The 15,838-nt window shown below is 60.7% G+C and carries 18 protein-coding genes; 10 read left to right on the top strand and 8 right to left on the bottom strand.

The features are described from left to right. Positions 1-77 precede the first annotated feature (77 nt). The 3 genes from LB453_RS13125 to eptA are packed head-to-tail and all read right to left on the bottom strand — an operon-like array spanning position 78 to position 3,488. A complete protein-coding gene (locus tag LB453_RS13125) occupies positions 78-1,175 on the bottom strand; it encodes an alkene reductase (RefSeq protein ID WP_103795632.1) in 1,098 nt (365 codons plus the stop codon). 48 nt (positions 1,176-1,223) lie between these two features. Further along, positions 1,224-1,820 carry a TetR/AcrR family transcriptional regulator gene (locus LB453_RS13120; protein WP_103795633.1) on the bottom strand — a complete coding sequence of 199 codons (597 nt, stop codon included), beginning with the start codon at positions 1,818-1,820 and terminating at the stop codon, positions 1,224-1,226. 39 nt (positions 1,821-1,859) lie between these two features. Further along, a complete protein-coding gene (gene eptA, locus LB453_RS13115; protein WP_411970173.1) occupies positions 1,860-3,488 on the bottom strand; it encodes a phosphoethanolamine transferase EptA in 1,629 nt (542 codons plus the stop codon). 214 nt (positions 3,489-3,702) lie between these two features. On the opposite strand from eptA, the gene LB453_RS13110 reads away from it, so the two are divergent. From LB453_RS13110 to LB453_RS13095, 4 genes are all read left to right on the top strand, one after another. Then, entirely contained in the window at positions 3,703-3,942 is a 240-nt protein-coding gene (locus LB453_RS13110; protein ID WP_103795635.1) for a DUF1289 domain-containing protein, read from the top strand. Positions 3,943-3,998: 56 nt separating this feature from the next. Continuing rightward, the gene (locus LB453_RS13105; protein ID WP_103795636.1) at positions 3,999-4,895 is read left to right on the top strand and encodes an aldo/keto reductase family oxidoreductase; all 897 of its coding nucleotides are present in this window, start codon (positions 3,999-4,001) and stop codon (positions 4,893-4,895) included. Positions 4,896-4,981: 86 nt separating this feature from the next. After that, positions 4,982-5,503: a superoxide dismutase family protein gene (gene sodC / locus LB453_RS13100; protein ID WP_103795637.1), complete on the top strand. Its 522-nt coding sequence runs from the start codon at positions 4,982-4,984 to the stop codon at positions 5,501-5,503. Positions 5,504-5,643: 140 nt separating this feature from the next. Beyond that, a complete protein-coding gene (locus tag LB453_RS13095) occupies positions 5,644-6,111 on the top strand; it encodes a hypothetical protein (protein ID WP_103795638.1) in 468 nt (155 codons plus the stop codon). Here the strand turns inward: LB453_RS13095 and LB453_RS13090 are convergent, their stop codons facing one another. Genes LB453_RS13090 through LB453_RS13080 form a run of 3 tightly spaced genes read right to left on the bottom strand, consistent with a single transcriptional unit; the run spans position 6,112 to position 9,218 of the window. Further along, on the bottom strand, positions 6,112-8,112 hold the full coding sequence (locus tag LB453_RS13090; RefSeq protein ID WP_224481435.1) for an FUSC family protein: 2,001 nt from the start codon (positions 8,110-8,112) through the stop codon (positions 6,112-6,114). It abuts the gene before it with no gap. A gap of 7 nt (positions 8,113-8,119) precedes the next feature. Continuing rightward, a complete protein-coding gene (locus LB453_RS13085) occupies positions 8,120-8,977 on the bottom strand; it encodes an HlyD family secretion protein (protein WP_103795640.1) in 858 nt (285 codons plus the stop codon). A 4-nt stretch (positions 8,978-8,981) separates the two neighbouring features. Next, entirely contained in the window at positions 8,982-9,218 is a 237-nt protein-coding gene (locus tag LB453_RS13080) for a DUF1656 domain-containing protein (protein WP_103795641.1), read from the bottom strand. Between the two features lie 152 nt (positions 9,219-9,370). Here LB453_RS13080 and slyA point away from each other — a divergent pair, with 152 nt between their 5' ends. Next, a complete protein-coding gene (gene slyA / locus LB453_RS13075; RefSeq protein ID WP_103795642.1) occupies positions 9,371-9,808 on the top strand; it encodes a transcriptional regulator SlyA in 438 nt (145 codons plus the stop codon). A 42-nt stretch (positions 9,809-9,850) separates the two neighbouring features. On the opposite strand, the gene slyB is transcribed toward slyA, so the two are convergent. Further along, positions 9,851-10,318 carry an outer membrane lipoprotein SlyB gene (gene slyB, locus LB453_RS13070; RefSeq protein ID WP_103795643.1) on the bottom strand — a complete coding sequence of 156 codons (468 nt, stop codon included), beginning with the start codon at positions 10,316-10,318 and terminating at the stop codon, positions 9,851-9,853. 280 nt (positions 10,319-10,598) lie between these two features. On the opposite strand from slyB, the gene anmK reads away from it, so the two are divergent. The 5 genes from anmK (at position 10,599) to pdxY (ending at position 15,063) form a co-directional block, all read left to right on the top strand. Continuing rightward, positions 10,599-11,714 (top strand): anhydro-N-acetylmuramic acid kinase, encoded by a 1,116-nt coding sequence (gene anmK / locus LB453_RS13065; protein ID WP_103795644.1) that lies wholly within the window; start codon positions 10,599-10,601, stop codon positions 11,712-11,714. A 17-nt stretch (positions 11,715-11,731) separates the two neighbouring features. After that, on the top strand, positions 11,732-12,064 hold the full coding sequence (locus LB453_RS13060) for an MliC family protein (RefSeq protein WP_103795645.1): 333 nt from the start codon (positions 11,732-11,734) through the stop codon (positions 12,062-12,064). 5 nt (positions 12,065-12,069) lie between these two features. After that, complete coding sequence (gene pdxH, locus LB453_RS13055; protein WP_103795646.1) at positions 12,070-12,726, top strand: pyridoxamine 5'-phosphate oxidase; 657 nt, start codon at positions 12,070-12,072, stop codon at positions 12,724-12,726. Between the two features lie 137 nt (positions 12,727-12,863). Next, entirely contained in the window at positions 12,864-14,138 is a 1,275-nt protein-coding gene (gene tyrS, locus LB453_RS13050; RefSeq protein ID WP_103795647.1) for a tyrosine--tRNA ligase, read from the top strand. 64 nt (positions 14,139-14,202) lie between these two features. Then, the gene (gene pdxY, locus LB453_RS13045; protein ID WP_103795648.1) at positions 14,203-15,063 is read left to right on the top strand and encodes a pyridoxal kinase PdxY; all 861 of its coding nucleotides are present in this window, start codon (positions 14,203-14,205) and stop codon (positions 15,061-15,063) included. A gap of 34 nt (positions 15,064-15,097) precedes the next feature. Here pdxY and gstA read toward each other — a convergent pair whose 3' ends face one another. Next, positions 15,098-15,703 carry a glutathione transferase GstA gene (gene gstA / locus LB453_RS13040; RefSeq protein WP_103795649.1) on the bottom strand — a complete coding sequence of 202 codons (606 nt, stop codon included), beginning with the start codon at positions 15,701-15,703 and terminating at the stop codon, positions 15,098-15,100. Between the last annotated feature and the right edge of the window lie 135 nt (positions 15,704-15,838).

The following is a 15,838-nucleotide window of genomic DNA, read 5'->3' as shown; positions in this document are numbered from 1 at the left end:
GACTCAAACGCTAAGTATAGCGGTGAAAATAGCAAAAAACGGCCGCTGGCATAACCGCCGTCACGCCAGCGGCGCGCTTATAGCGTCGGGTAGTCGGTATAGCCTTCCGCGCCGCCGCCGTAGAAGCTCTCCGGGCGCTGCGGGTTGAGCGGAGCGTCCTGCTGCAGACGTGCCACCAGATCGGGGTTAGCGATAAAGTCGCGGCCAAAGGCCACGGCATCGATCAGGCCGCGGGCGATCAGATCGTCCGCTTTCTCCACGGTATAGGCGCCCGCGCCGATGATGACGCCGGGGAAGCGCGCGCGCACTTTTTCGCGGAAGGCGTCGCTGTAGGGTTTGCCGCCTGCCCAGTCCGGCTCGGAAAGGTGCAGGTAGGCGATATTGCGCTTCGCCAGCTCGCCGATATACCACAGCGCCGCTTTCTCTTCTTCAGGGCCATTGTCCAGATTCTGGAAGCTGCCGATCGGCGAAATGCGAATGCCGATGCGGTCGGCGGACCAGTTAGCGATGGCGGCGTCGACCACTTCCAGCGCGAAGCGGCCGCGTTTTTCAATGCTGCCGCCATATTCGTCGGTGCGACGGTTGGAGTCGGGCGCAAGGAACTGATGCATCAGGTAGCCGTGCGCCGAGTGCAGCTCCAGCAGATCGAAATCCGCCTCGCGCGCGTTGGCGGCCGCCTGGCCGAAATCCGCCACAATCTGCCTGATTTCGGCAACGGTGAGCTCGCGCGGCGTCGAGGTCTCTTCGCGATAGACGCTGCCATCTTCTGCGCGCAGCGAGGTGCGCGTGCCGGCGGCGATAGCGGAGGGCGCCACAGGCGCTTTGCCATCAGGCTGCACGCTGTTGTGAGAAATACGGCCGGTGTGCCACAGCTGAACGGCGCTGTGGCCGCCCGCCTGGTGAATGCCTGCGTTAATCGCTTTCCAGGCGGCAATCTGCGGCTGGGTGTGCAGCCCCGGCGCGCCGGCGTAGCCTTTCGCCTGGAAAGAGACCTGCGTCGCCTCGGTGATGATCAGGCCGGCGCTGGCGCGCTGACGATAATATTCGCCCATCAGCGGCGTAGGAATATCGCCGGGTTCAATACTGCGCAGGCGCGTCAACGGGGCCATAAATACGCGGTTCGGTACGGTAATCGCACCCACTTTAAGCGGGCTAAACAGCTGGGTACTTGCCATAACAACTCCTGTAGTAGACCGGTCTGCTATAAAACGGCGTTTTTAAAATCAGTGGGTTTGCAGCCACTGTTCAAGGGTGCTTAACGCCAGGCGTAGCGGCTGCGGCTCGCGTGAAAGCTTGCTTTGCAGGCTGGCGCCCAGCCAGAGAATATAGATCACTTCCGCCATCTCTTGCGGCTTGTGGGGCAGCTTCATTGTCTCCTGCTGCAGCGCTGCTTCCAGCGTTTGCGCATAAGCCGCAATAATGCGGCTGGCGCCGTGCTGCAGGGCGTTGCGCATCGGCTCAGAGAGATCGCAGACTTCAGCAGAGAGCTTTACCGCCAGGCAGCCGACGATATGCCCCTGTTGGCTGAAGAGCTGCTCAGCTTGACGGAAATGTGCCAGCAGCCGCTCGCGCGGCGTACCTTCGCCGTGCTGCAGCTGCGCCTCCACCTGCTGATGCAGCTGGATAAAGTAGCGCTCCAGCAGCGCCACGCCAAACGCCTCTTTCGAGCGGAAATAGTAGTAGAAAGAGCCTTTCGGCACCTCCGCCAGCGTCAGCAGCTCGCTGAGTCCCATTCCGGTGAAACCGCGCTGCAGACAGAGCTGCTCGCCGGTAGCGAGCAGATGTTCACGGGTTTCATTGCGTTGCAGCGTCTTGTTCATGGCGCTTAAGGTAGTAGACCAGTCGGTCAGATGCAACGCTTAAGCCGCGTTTCGGCACGTTCTGATCATGTCGAGCTGCGGCTGATATTCGCGGGTCTGCACGTCGAACATCCCCAGCAGCGTATGAAACAGGTTGTCCTGCGACACCGCCGCCGTCGGCGCCTGCTGGCGCAAACAGGCCTGATTAATGCGGTAGGTTTTGGCGTAATCGTCCGACATCCACAGCAGCAGAGGAATATGCGTCTGCTGAGAGGGCGCAAACAGATAGGGCGCACCGTGCAGATACATGCCGTGCTCGCCGAGCGATTCGCCGTGATCGGAGAGATAGACCAGCGCCACGTTAAAGCGGTCGCTCAGCCCCTTCAGCATATCGATGGTGCGGCTGAGCATATCGTCGCTGTAGAGCAGGGAGTTATCGTAGGTATTTATCAGCGCCTGAGGGTCGCAGTCCTGAATCTGTTTGCTGTCGCAGGTCGGGGTAAACTGGCGGAACTGCGGCGGATAGCGACGATAGTAGGCGGGGCCGTGGCTGCCCATCTGATGCAGCACGATGATACCGTCGTTATTCAGGCCGTGGGCGTAGTTATCCAGCCGGTGCAGCAGCACCTCGTCCAGGCAGGCGTTGTCCTGACACCAGGCGTTCAGCTTCCACAGCGTCATATCGCTGTGCGGCACGCGATCGCAGGCGCCTTTGCAGCCGCCGTCATTTTCGCGCCACAGCACGCTGACGCCCGCGTGACCCAGGATATCCAGCACGCCATCCTGGTGGTGCGCCAGATTCGCGTCGTAGTGGGCGCGCGGCATATTAGAGAACATGCAGGGCACGGAGATAGCCGTTTCCGTGCCGCAGGAGGTCGCCTGCGGATAGTAAATGACCTTCTGCTTTTTCAGCTGCGGGTTGGTTTCGCGCGCGTAGCCGCCGAGCGAAAAGTTCTCGGCGCGGGCGGTTTCGCCCACCACCAGCACCACCAGCGTTTTTTTCTGCCCGGCCGAGATGGTCGGCCCTTTATGCGCGTCCTGCCCGATATGCACCCAGGCCTGACTCCCTTTCATCCAGCGATTATTAACGTAGTGACCGGTGCCGCTGACGATATTGGCTGGCGTCACCATTTTGATCAGCCCTTTGTTGTTGCGGATCAGCGAGGCGTAATCTTTATAAAAAAGCAGCGCCATCAGCAAGATGATCCCGAGCGACATCGCCATAAACAGCGCGCGCCAGGCGAGATTCATCCACCAGCAGTCGCGGCGCTTGAAACGCGTCATAAGCATGATGATGGTCGGCACGACGCCCATCAGCAGCACCCAGATAACGGCGTTGCGGCTGAGCAGCGCGGTGGACTCCTGCAGATCGGTTTCGAAAACGTTCTGTACCATATTGGTATCGATAACGGTGCCGAAGCTAAACATAAAATAGTTAGCCGCCGCGCTCGTCAGGATCAGCAGGGCGAGCAGCGGCTTGCGCATATAGGGCCAGGCGATCAGGTTAAAGATCAGGCCGAACGCTGCCGTCAGCACCACAGGCAGGCTGGCGGCAAAAAAGTAATCGTGAAGAGATGTATAAGGAATACGTTCCCAGGCGCGGAACAGAAATAAGCCGTTCAGGACCAGTGCAAAGAAAAGGGAAATAGCCAGATTAAAGGTGCTTTCGTGACAGCGTAACTTTTTCAACCGTATGAGCTTCCAGTAAAAAACAAATGATCGCTAACACAGGTTAAAGGTAATAACCTGGGGAAACCTTAACAAAGGCTCAACACTATGCGCGGTATTTCAATATTAACCAAACTAATTAGTTACATTTAGTGACCTGCGGCGCTGACGACAGTGAGAAACGCCGGCGTCTTGAGCTATCTTTAACAGAGAGATTGAGCGATGCGGAGATCCTGTGGCGGAGCAACTTGAGTTTTTCCCGGTACCCAGTCCCTGTCGCGGCATCTGCCAGGTGGATGCGCGCGGCTACTGCATCGGCTGCCTGCGCAGCCGCGATGAACGTTTTAACTGGATGAAATTTAGCGACGCCCAGAAGCGCGACGTGCTGCGCCTCTGCTATCAGCGTCGCCTGCGTCTGCTGCGCCAGCAGAAGCCGGAGGATGATGCCGAACCGCAGCAGCCATCCCTGTTCTGACCGCTTTTCGTTATACTCCCTGACACTGACTGAAAGGGTAAACACAGGGATTCACTATGCTACAAGCGCAACAGATTTCGCCGCAGGGGCCCGCTTTCTCTCCGCTGATAATGGGCTACTGGCGCCTGATGGAGTGGGGAATGAGCCCGCAGCAGCGCGTCAGCTTTATCGAACATCACCTCTCGCTAGGCATTACCACGGTGGATCACGCCGATATCTATGGCGATTACCGCTGCGAAGCCGCCTTTGGCGAGGCGCTGCGGCTATCGCCCGGCTTGCGCGATCGCCTGCAGATCGTCACTAAATGCGGCATCGCCACGCGCGCGAAGCCAGAGCATCAGATCGGACACTACATCACCGACAAAGCCCATATCGTGCAGAGCACGGAGAACTCGCTGCGCCATTTCGCCACCGACCGGCTCGATCTGCTGCTGATCCATCGCCCCGATCCGCTGATGAACGCCGACGCGGTGGCCGAGGCGTTTCTGGCGCTGCACCAGAGCGGCAAGGTGCTGCACTTTGGCGTCTCAAACTTTACGCCATCGCAGTTCGCGCTGCTGCAGTCGCGGCTGCCCTTTACGCTGGTCACCAATCAGGTGGAGATTTCGCCGATTCAGCAAAACGTTCTGCTGGACGGTACGCTCGATCAGTGTCAGCAGCTGCGCCTGCGGCCGATGGCGTGGTCCTGTCTGGGCGGTGGCGAGCTGTTTCAGGATCCGCACTATCAGCCGCTGCGCGACGAACTGGAACAGGTGCGCCGCGAAACCGGTGCCGCCAGCCTGGCGCAGGTGGTTTACGCCTGGGTGCTGGCGCTGCCGAGCCAGCCGCTGCCGATTATCGGCTCCGGCAACCCTGAACGCGTCAGCGAAGCGGTGGCGGCGCTCGGCGTCACGCTGGATCGCCAGCAGTGGTTCCGCATCCGCAAAGCGGCGCTGGGTTACGATGTGCCCTGAAGCGTAAAGCTGTGTCAAACAGAAGCGGGAATGGAGAATTGCGGCCAGGCTTATCACACCCTGTGGGAGATAAGAGGCAAGCGATAATGAAAAAATCGGTCTTAGCGTGGCTGTTAGCGATAAGCGGCGGCCTGGCCGGCAGTGCGCTGGCGCAAGAGGTCACCCTGCATAAAGTGAGCGCCGAGGGCATCGGCGAGGCGATCGGCACGGTCGATATTGAGCAGACGAAATATGGCCTGCTGTTTACGCCGAAGCTGAGCGGCCTGGCACCCGGCGTGCACGGCTTTCACGTACACGCCAACGGTAGCTGCGAGCCGGGCGAATCTGAAGGCAAAAAGGTCGCGGCGGGCGCGGCGGGCGGCCATCTCGATCCGCAAAAAACCGGCAAGCATCTCGGTCCCTACGGCGAGGGCCATCTCGGCGATCTGCCGGCGATCTACGTCGATGAGAAAGGCAGCGCCGCCTGGCCAGTGCTGGCGCCGCGGCTGAAATCTCTGGATGAGATCAAGGGCAAGGCGTTAATGGTGCATGTCGGCGGCGACAACCACAGCGACCATCCACAGCCGCTTGGCGGCGGCGGCGGGCGCTACGCCTGCGGCGTGATCTGATCGCCCGTTCACCCACGGCTCCTGACGGGAGCCGTTTTATTATCATTTAGTTTAGTTCCCGGCTATGTTCTCCTGATGATTTACCGCCTATGATACTGATTCTGGACACTTTCATCTGGCGCGATCAAAGGAGAAAAGGAATGAAGAAAACGGGCGCACTGCTGCTCTGTCTGCTGCTGGGGGGCTGCGATCAACCCAATGAAACCCAGCTCAGGACTGAAGCAGGACGTCAGCTTCAGCGCACCATCGACGCCAGTCCGGCGCGCGCCGAGTGCGAAGATATCGCGAAAGGACGCGAGTGGCTGAGCCGCAGCACGCGGAAACGGCTTGAAGAGAAGGGCTGTGAGTATATCTTGCGCAGCGCCACCGAAACCAACTTCGAGCAAACGGCGGTCTACCGCACCAGCATGACCATGGTGTGCGGCAGCATTATCGGCAAAAGCTTTACCGGCAGCGAAATCCGGCGGCGTTTTATCTACTCGCCGGAAGAGCGCGAGCTGGTCATTGAGCCGATGTCTGCCAACGATAAAACCCGCTTTGAGCAGCGTAAGACTCTGGCGCAGCTGCAGGCTGATTTCGAACGCCAGCAGCTGCAGTACTGCAAATAGCTATTCCGGCACCGCCTGTTGCAGCTGCGCCAGCGAACAGCGCAGGCGCCATAATATCCCCGCCAGCGTACTGGCCTCCACGTCGCCCTCCGCCACCAGCTGGCGGATCATCTCCTCCAGCGTCGTCAGCGTTTGATCGAGCGAGCTGTGCCGCACGCCGCGCGCGCTCATAATGCGCTGCAAATCCTGCAGGCTCGCCTCACGCATCTGCGCCAGCGTGGCCGAGGCGGGCTGCCAGTCGCGCAGCTGCCAGACGATATGCGAACAGTTCAGCAGCACCACGCCCCAGCGCAGCAGCCAGACGCGCGCCTGCTCGTCGCGGCTGCTGCTCAGCTGGCTGATGCGGTGATAGATTTGCGATTCAAAACGGCTTTCGCTCAGGCGGGGACGGCGGCGCAGCTGGTCGAGAAAGGCCATGCGCAGCGCCCGGATATGGCGGCGGCTGCGGCGCGCGTCGGAGCTGGGACGCAGGAGCTGAAACGCCAGCCAGGCGAGTATCACGCCGCATACCCTGGCGATATTGTCGTTAAGGAAGTCGGCGTAGTCCCAGACCGGCGGATTGGTCACCGCGATAAATGAGCCCATAAAAACGATAAACTGGCCCCAGAGCGCGGCACGCTGCTTTTGCTGCAGCTTAAACAGCTGCAGCGTCAGCAGCAGCGGGAACAGAAACAGCAGAAACTGCCACAGCTGGGAGATCTGCACCATCAGCCCGAACTTCATCACAAAGCTGAACAGCGACAGCCAGAGCAGCGTCTTCAGCAGCAGCGTGACGCTACCGCTGGGCGACGGCGCAGAGGAGTAGAGCACGCAGGCGATGGCGGTCAGCGTCAGCGCCGCCGCGCCGGCTGACCACTGGGTAGCGATCCAGAAAGCGCAGCCCGTCACGATGGCGCAAAAGGTGCGCAGCGCGCTCCAGCCCGCTTCGGCGCTGTCGCTCTCCCGCGCCAGCGAGGGCACGCGCGGCGGCTGAAAGCGGGTATCGGCGTCGGCGCGAGCGAGCAGGCGGATCCAGCGGCTGACGTCGAGATAGATCCAGCAGAAGCCGCGCAGGCGCTGGCAAAAGGCACGCTGGCGGTAATCGCCGTCGGCAGCGGGCGTGATACTGCGCAGAATCTGCGCCAGCCGGTACTTATCGCACTGTGCGCTGGCCAGCTCCTGCATCAGCGCCTCGATGGCGTCGTAAAGCGGCTGCGGCGCGTCAGGCCAGTTAAGCAGCATGCGCCGCAGGCTGGAGAGCACGCTGGTCAGGCGCAGCTGCTGGTGCAGCACGTAGTTCAACACATTGTTCTGGCGACGAAAGCGGTAGTGGCTCCAGAACGCCTGAATGCGCAGCAGGTTCATGGTGAGAATCTGGCTGATAACCGCTTCATGGGCGGCGCGCACGTTGTCCATTTCGGCAGGCTGCAGCAGCAGGCCGGCGTGCTCCAGCAGGCGCGTATGCATTTTTTGCAGCGAGTCGATCAGCGCCTCGCCGTCTGAGGTGCTCGGCAGCACCATCATCATAAAGCCAGCGCACAGAATGCCTGAAATCACCTCGCAGACGCGCGCCTGCGTCAGGTTCCAGAGATCCGTCGCATCGGTAAGGTTGACGCTGCTGAAGACAATAATCGCCGCGGTGTAGCCCGCCAGCGAAAAGGCGTAGGCCACGTTGTTCTGATAGTGGTTGGCGATGCCGGTGCAGAACGCCAGCCAGCCGGCGATAAAAAAGGTGAACAGCCAGGGGTCGTTAAGGGTATGGCCGGCGATCAGCAGCGCGGCGCCGGCGCCCATCAGGCTGCCGACGATGCGACCCAGGCTCTTGCTTATCGCGCTGCCGACGGTGGGGAAGCCGACCACCGCCGCCGAGGTCATCGCCCAGTAAGGCTCATCCAGATCGAGCGCGTAGGCGATGCTGAGCGCCAGGCACATCGCGATGGCGTTACGCAGCGCGTAGCGCCACTGGTTGGCGTTCGCCCTGAGCCAGGGCAGCTGGTCCCACGCCAGCCAGTGCAGATTCATGACGCGCTCACGGCTGAATGGAGACCGAGCAGGTGGTGCCCGCCACCAGCGGCAGGTTATCCGGTATCTGCGCCAGGCGGATGCGCACCGGCACGCGCTGCGCCAGCCGCACCCAGGGCACATTTGGTTTGATATCGGGCACCAGCCCGCTGTCGCTGTCGATACTCTGGTCGTAAATAGCGCGGCCGATGCTTTCTACCTCGCCCTGCAGCCGCGCGCCGTTGCTGTAGAGCACGATCTGCACCGGCGCGCCGGGACGAATATGGCGCAGCTTGGTCTCTTCGAAATAGCCCATCACGTAGTAGGAGTGGCTGTCCACCAGCGCGAAGAGCGGCGTTCCTGCGGTGGCGTAGTCGCCGACGCGCAGCGTCAGGTTGCTGACCCAGCCGTCGGTCGGCGCCGTTACGGTGGTCTGCTGCAGGTTCCAGCGCGCCTGATCCAGCGCCGCCTGCGCCGCTTTGGCGCTGGCCGCCATCGCGGTGGCGTTCAGCTGCGCGGCGTCGAGATCTTCGGCCGAAATAATATTGCGCGGCAGGCTGGCGCGGCGGCGGGCCTCGTGCTGCGCCTTCGCCAGATCGGCCTGGGCTTTCGCCAGCTGCGCCTCGGCGTTGTCCAGCGCGATCTGCCAGGGCACGGTATCCAGCGTCAGTAGCGTCTGCCCCTGATGCACAAACTGATTATCTTTTACCGCCAGCGAGACGATGCGCGCCGATATCTGCGGGGTGACCTGCGCCAGCTCGGCGCGAACTTTGCCGTCTCGCGTCCAGGGCGACTGCATGTAGTAGTTCCACATCCACCAGCCCGCCAGCAGGGCGGCCGCGAAGACGAACAGCGTGGAAAAGTATTTCAATGCATTGAATTTCATAGGATTATCCCTGTCCCAGCAGAAAAAGCGCGGCGGCGACGCACAGCACGAAAAGCGAGAGATCCAGCAGCGTCGGGTGCCAGATTTCGCCCGAGTAAATCCAGCCGCGCAGCAGCGGATGAAGAATCAGCCAGAAGAAGAAGCCGAGCAGGACCGCTTTAAACAGCGGCGGAAAAAACAGCGAGGCGCCGAACACCAGATCGGTCAGGGGGCCAGCCGCATGAAAGAGAGAAATAGCCACGCATCGTCCTTCTGATATCACCCAGATACCGGTCTCAAAAAACGGCGATGAAGCGCTGCCGCTTCGCCTGGGGTTTGTAATTTGTCCTTTAAACTCGCAGAATAGTGTAAAATCAGGCTTGATAGCTAGCAAGCTAATTATAAGGAGATGAAATGGATACGACCCTTGGAACGGATTTGTCTCGCCTGGTGCGCATCTGGCGCGCGTTGATCGATCAGCGCCTGAAGCCGCTTGAACTGACGCAGACGCACTGGGTCACGCTACATAACATTCATCAGCTGCCCCCGGAACAGTCGCAGATTCAGCTGGCGAAGGCGATCGGCATTGAGCAGCCGTCGCTGGTGCGTACGCTGGATCAGCTGGAAGAGAAAGGATTGATTACCCGTTCGACCTGCGCAAACGACCGTCGCGCGAAGCGCATCAAGCTGACGCGTCAGGCGGAGCCGATTATCGAACAGGTAGAGAGCGTTATCGACGCGACGCGCGATGATATTCTTGCCGGCATCAGCCGCGAAGAGATTAACCAGGTGGTGACGCTTATCGCCCGCCTGGAGAAAAACATTCTCGAGCTGCAGCATCGGGAAAAATAAAAAAACCGACGCCGCGGCGTCGGTTTTTTTTGGCTGCAGCGATCAGCGCGGCGAAACGGTGATCTGGCTGCCGTTGGACGCCAGCGCCACGCGCTGACCAACAGAGTAGCGGCTGGCCGCCTGCTTCTGCACCACCATGATGGTATTGCCATCGTCCTTACGAATTTCCAGCTCGACGCCGTCGGTTTTATTCACTGCACCCTGAACGCCCTGGCCCGCCAGGCCGCCGGCGATAGCGCCGCCTGCGGTGGCCAGGCTGCGTCCGGTGCCGCCGCCAATGGTATTGCCAAGAAAGCCGCCCAGCACCGCGCCGCCGATAGCGCCGATCACGTTGTTGTCATCGCCGCCCTGAATCTTGACCGGACGGACCGACACCAGCGTGCCGTAAGACACGCTCTGAACCTGTTTGGCCTCACTGGCACTGTAGGTATCGCCTGACAGAGAACTGGTATTTGTGCAGCCAGCCAGCGTAATGCCAGCCAGTGCGACCGCAACGAAACGCTTGATCATTTGTAACTCCTTTCTTAAGCAATGCGCCATGTGTATCGCGAAATCCTGCAAACAGTATAAGACACAAAGCAAATTAATCTTAGTCTGAGTAAAACCTGGTGAAGCCAAGCATAGACTATTGGCGATCAACAAAAATTCAACCTGACGGCAAAAAAAGTTGCGCAATGTTATTTGTTGCCTAAAGTCGGTGGAAATAGCAGGTAGTCGTCGAATCAGACGCGAGAATTTGCCAGACTGAAGGGCGTAGAATCGCACTTCCGCCACTCAGTAAGGACCAGGAATGAAATCAGGACGTTATATCGGCGTTATGTCAGGTACCAGCCTTGACGGCGTAGACGTGGTGCTGGCCGCCATCGACGAGCACATGGTGGCGCAGCAGGCGAGCTACTGCCATCCGATGCCGGGCGAGCTGCGTCAGCAGATCCTGGCGATCTGCCAGGGGCAGTCGCTGACGCTGTCGCAGCTCGGCCAGCTCGATACGCGCCTTGGCCGGCTGTTCGCCGACGCGGTCAATACCCTGATGCGGCGCGAAGCGCTGGAGCCGAGCGATATCGTCGCCATCGGCTGTCACGGGCAGACCGTCTGGCATGAACCGCAAAGCGAGGCGCCGAACACGCTGCAAATCGGCGATAATAATCAGATAGTCGCAGCGACCGGCATTACCGTGGTCGGCGATTTCCGCCGCCGCGATATGGCGCTGGGCGGGCAGGGCGCGCCGCTGGTACCCGCGTTTCATCAGGCGCTGCTGATGGATGCGGTCGAGCGTCGCATGGTGCTCAATATCGGCGGCATCGCTAATCTGTCGCTGCTGATCCCCGGACAGCCGGTGCGCGGCTTCGATACCGGTCCCGGCAACATGCTGATCGACGCCTGGATCTGGCGCCATCAGGGCAAGCCGTTCGACCAGGATGCGTGCTGGGCGCGCAGTGGCAAAGTGGTGCCCGCGCTGCTGGAGCAGATGCTGCGCGATCCCTGGTTTGCGCTGCCGCCGCCGAAAAGCACCGGCCGTGAATATTTCAATCTCGGCTGGGTTGAGCGTCAGCTACAAAGGTTCCCCGGCCTGGCGCCGCAGGATGTGCAGGCGACCCTGACCGAGCTGAGCGCCGTGACCATCGCCCATCAGGTGCAGCTCAACGACGGCTGCGACCGGCTGCTGGTGTGCGGCGGCGGCGGCCGCAATCCGCTGCTGATGGCACGCCTCGCCGCGCTGCTGGCGGGAACCGAAGTGACCACCACCGACGCCGCGGGCATTCGCGGCGACGATATGGAGGCGCTGGCATTCGCCTGGCTTGCCAGCCGCACGCTCTCCGGCCTGCCCGGTAATCTGCCCGCCGTAACCGGCGCGGCTGAAAAAAGCGTGCTCGGCGCTATCTATCCGGCTAATCCGTTTTACTGACAGTAAGGAGAATTACGATGAAACAGGGGTTAACGCTGGCCGCCGCGCTGCTGCTGAGCGGCTGCGGCCTGCTGCACAAACAGGCAGAAGCGCCGCAAACGCTGCACTACCGCTGCGGCACCCTGCCGCTGACCGTCACGCTCGACAACGCCAGCGAGCAGGTCAGCTTTATCATGGACGGGCAGCCTTTAACGCTGAAGCAGGCAAGCTCCGCCTCGGGCGCGCGCTATAGCGACGGAAAATATGTATTCTGGAGCAAAGGCGACACCGCCTTTATCGAACGCGACGATAAAATCGTCGTTAACGACTGTGAATTGCAGCCTGCCAGCCAGCCTGTACATGTTGAGTAACCGCTATGAGCACTCCTTTTACTCTGCAAGATATCGCCAGCCTGCGCCGCGAATATACGCGCGGTGGGCTGCGTCGCAAAGATCTGCCAGACCAGCCGCTGGCGCTGTTTGAAACCTGGCTGCGCCAGGCGTGTGAGGCGCAGCTGCCCGATCCCACCGCCATGACGGTGGCGACGGTGGACGAGCAGGGGCAGCCTTACCAGCGCATTGTGCTGCTCAAACACTACGACAGCAGCGGCCTGGTGTTCTATACCAATCTCGGCAGCCGCAAGGCGCAGCAGCTGGCCAACAACCCGCGCATTTCGCTGCACTTCCCGTGGCACTTCCTTGAGCGTCAGGTGATGGTGCTGGGCGAAGTTGAAAAGCTGTCGTCGCTGGAGGTACTGAAATATTTTCACAGCCGTCCGCGCGACAGCCAGATTGGCGCCTGGGTTTCGCGCCAGTCGAGCCGGATTTCGGCGCGCGGCGTGCTGGAGGGGAAATTCCTCGAGCTGAAGCAGAAGTTCCAGCAGGGCGAGGTGCCGCTGCCGAGCTTCTGGGGCGGCTACCGGGTAAAATTTGACACCATGGAGTTCTGGCAGGGCGGCGAGCATCGCCTGCACGACCGTTTCCTCTACCAGCGCGACGACAACGGCTGGAAAATCGACCGCTTAGCCCCGTAAAACAGCGTTTTTCTCCTCTCTCAGCGCTGGCACAGAAGTCGCCAGCGCTTTATGCTATAGCCCTCTTTTTTTTCTTCCGCACTCAGCGGAAAGCTGTGTACCAGCATAGGTGCAGTCTGATCAATTTGGAGTCAGTGATGACCAGCAGTAACCTGATACAACAATTGCAGGAACGGGGCTTAATCGCCCAGGTAACGGATGAGGAAGCGTTAGCAGAGCGACTGGCGCAAGGGCCTGTCTCCCTCTATTGCGGCTTCGATCCGACCGCGGACAGCTTGCATTTGGGCCATCTGGTGCCGCTGCTCTGCCTGAAACGTTTTCAGGATGCCGGACACAAGCCGGTCGCGCTGGTGGGTGGTGCCACCGGTCTGATCGGCGATCCCAGCTTTAAAGCAGCAGAACGTAAACTCAACACCAGCGAAACCGTGGGCGAGTGGGTGGAGAAGATCCGCAGGCAGGTCGCGCCCTTCCTGGATTTTGACTGCGGTGACAACAGCGCTATCGCCGCAAACAACTACGACTGGTTCGGCGGCATGAACGTGCTGACCTTCCTGCGCGATATCGGCAAGCACTTCTCTGTCAATCAGATGATTAACAAAGAAGCGGTCAAACAGCGCCTGAACCGCGACGACCAGGGGATCTCCTTTACCGAGTTCTCCTACAACCTGCTGCAGGGCTACGACTTCGCCGAGCTGAACAAGCGTTACGGCGTGTCGCTGCAGATTGGCGGGTCCGATCAGTGGGGCAATATCACCTCCGGTATCGACCTGACGCGTCGTCTCTATCAGAACCAGGTCTTCGGCCTGACGGTGCCGCTGATCACCAAATCGGACGGCACCAAGTTTGGTAAAACCGAAGGCGGCGCGGTGTGGCTCGATGCTAAGAAAACCAGCCCTTACAAGTTCTACCAGTTCTGGATCAATACGGCGGACGCCGACGTCTACCGCTTCCTGAAGTTCTTCACCTTCCTCAGCCTTGACGAGATCAACGCGCTGGAAGAAGAAGACAAAAACAGCGGTAAAGCGCCGCGTGCGCAGTATGTGCTTGCGGAAAACGTCACCCGTATGGTGCATGGCGAAGCGGGTCTGGCGGCAGCGAAGCGCATTACCGAAAGCCTCTTCTCGGGCGCGCTGAGCGATATGACCGAAGCGGACTTTGAGCAGCTGGCGCAGGACGGCATGCCGACCGTGCAGCTGAGCGCAGAAGATGACCTGCAGCAGGCGCTGGTGAATGCCGAGCTGGTGCCGTCACGCGGTCAGGCACGCACCATGATCGGCTCCAACGCCGTGACCATTAACGGCGAGAAGCAGTCAAACGCGGAATACCGCTTCAGCGACAGCGACAAGCTGTTTGGCCGCTATACGCTGCTGCGTCGCGGGAAAAAACACTACTGCCTGATCGTCTGGCAGTAAGCGCTTCAGGGCCGGTCTCCGGCCCTTTTTTATGGCAGGCAAGGGCAAGGCAGTTCAGAACATAATGAAAAACATTCTCGCAATTCAGTCGCATGTGGTATTCGGCCACGCCGGCAACGCCGCCGCCGAATTTCCGATGCGGCGCATGGGGGCCAACGTCTGGCCGCTCAACACCGTACAGTTCTCTAACCACACCCAGTATGGTCACTGGACGGGCACGGTAATGCCCGCGACGCACCTGACGGAGATCGTCAAAGGCATCAGCGATATTGACCGGCTAAAAACCTGCGACGCGGTGCTGAGCGGCTATCTGGGCTCGGCTGAGCAGGGCGAACAGATCCTGGAGATCGTGCGCATGGTGAAAGCGGCCAACCCGGACGCCTGGTTCTTTTGCGATCCGGTGATGGGACATCCTGAGAAAGGGTGCATCGTCGCGCCCGGCGTGGCGGAGTATCACTGTAAATACGCCATGCCCGCCAGCGACATTATCGCGCCGAATCTGCTGGAGCTGGAGATGCTCAGCGAGCGCAGCGTGACCAGCGTAGAAGAGGCGATTGCGGCGGCGCGCGCGCTGATTGCGCAGGGCCCGCGCGTGGTGCTGGTGAAACATCTGGCGCGCGCCGGACGCCGCAGCGACCGCTTTGAAATGCTGCTGGTCACCGCGGAAGAGGCCTGGCATATCAGCCGTCCGCTGGTGGACTTCGGCGTGCGTCAGCCGGTCGGCGTCGGCGACCTGACCAGCGGCCTGCTGCTGGTCAATCTGCTGCACGGCAAGGATCTGAAGCAGGCGCTGGAGCACGTGACCGCCGCGGTGTATGAGGTGATGCTGACCACGCACGCGATGGGCGAATATGAGCTGCAGCTGGTGGCGGCGCAGGACGCTATCGCCCAGCCGACCCACCATTTCGCCGCCGAGGCGCTCTAAACGCGCGGGGCCGATATCGCATCGGCCCCGACAGTTACGCCAGGCCTTCCGCCTTCAGTGCCGCCTGCACCGCAGGCCGCTGAGACGCCCGCTCAAACCAGGCTTCCAGCGCCGACAGCCCATCCAGCTCCAGCTTCAGCGCGCGCGCCCAGCGCACCATCACATACAGATAAGCGTCCGCCACGCTGAAGCGCAGCCCCATCAGCCACTGCTTGTCCTGCAGCGCCTTGTCGACGAAGCGAAACTGCTGCTCCAGCCGGGCGCGCAGCAAGGGCTTGTAGCCGTCGGGCGTATCGGGCTTAAACAGCGGCGTAAAGGTTTTATGCAGCTCGCTGCTGATAAAGCTGAGCCACCCCAGCGTGTGATAGCGCGTCAGGCTGCCGACCGGGGCCAGCAGCTGGCGATCGGGCTTCAGGTCCGCCAGGTATTGCACAATCGCCACGCCTTCGGTCAGCAGGGTGCCGTCATCCAGCTCCAGCGCCGGTACCTGGCCTTTGGGATTGATTTGCCAGTAATCTTCGCTGCATTCGGTGACTTTTTTTACCAGATCGACATTAACCTGCGTGAAGTCGAGCCCGCACTCGCGCAGCACGATATGCGGCGAGAGCGAGCAGGCGCCAGCCTTACAGAACAGTTTCATCTCGGACCTCCGGATTGCGACAGGATCATTGCAGCTTAATGCCTCGTCACCGAATTGCCAGTGACCGCGATCAAGCGTTGCGCCCGGCCCGAACAGGGATAAAAAAAAGCCGGGCGCATGGCCCGGCTGCAAATC

It is taken from the genome of Pantoea agglomerans (genome assembly GCF_020149765.1).
Lineage (GTDB): Bacteria > Pseudomonadota > Gammaproteobacteria > Enterobacterales > Enterobacteriaceae > Pantoea > Pantoea alvi.
The sequence above is the reverse complement of the archived record's forward strand: the minus strand, read 5'-3'. Positions and strand labels throughout refer to the sequence as shown.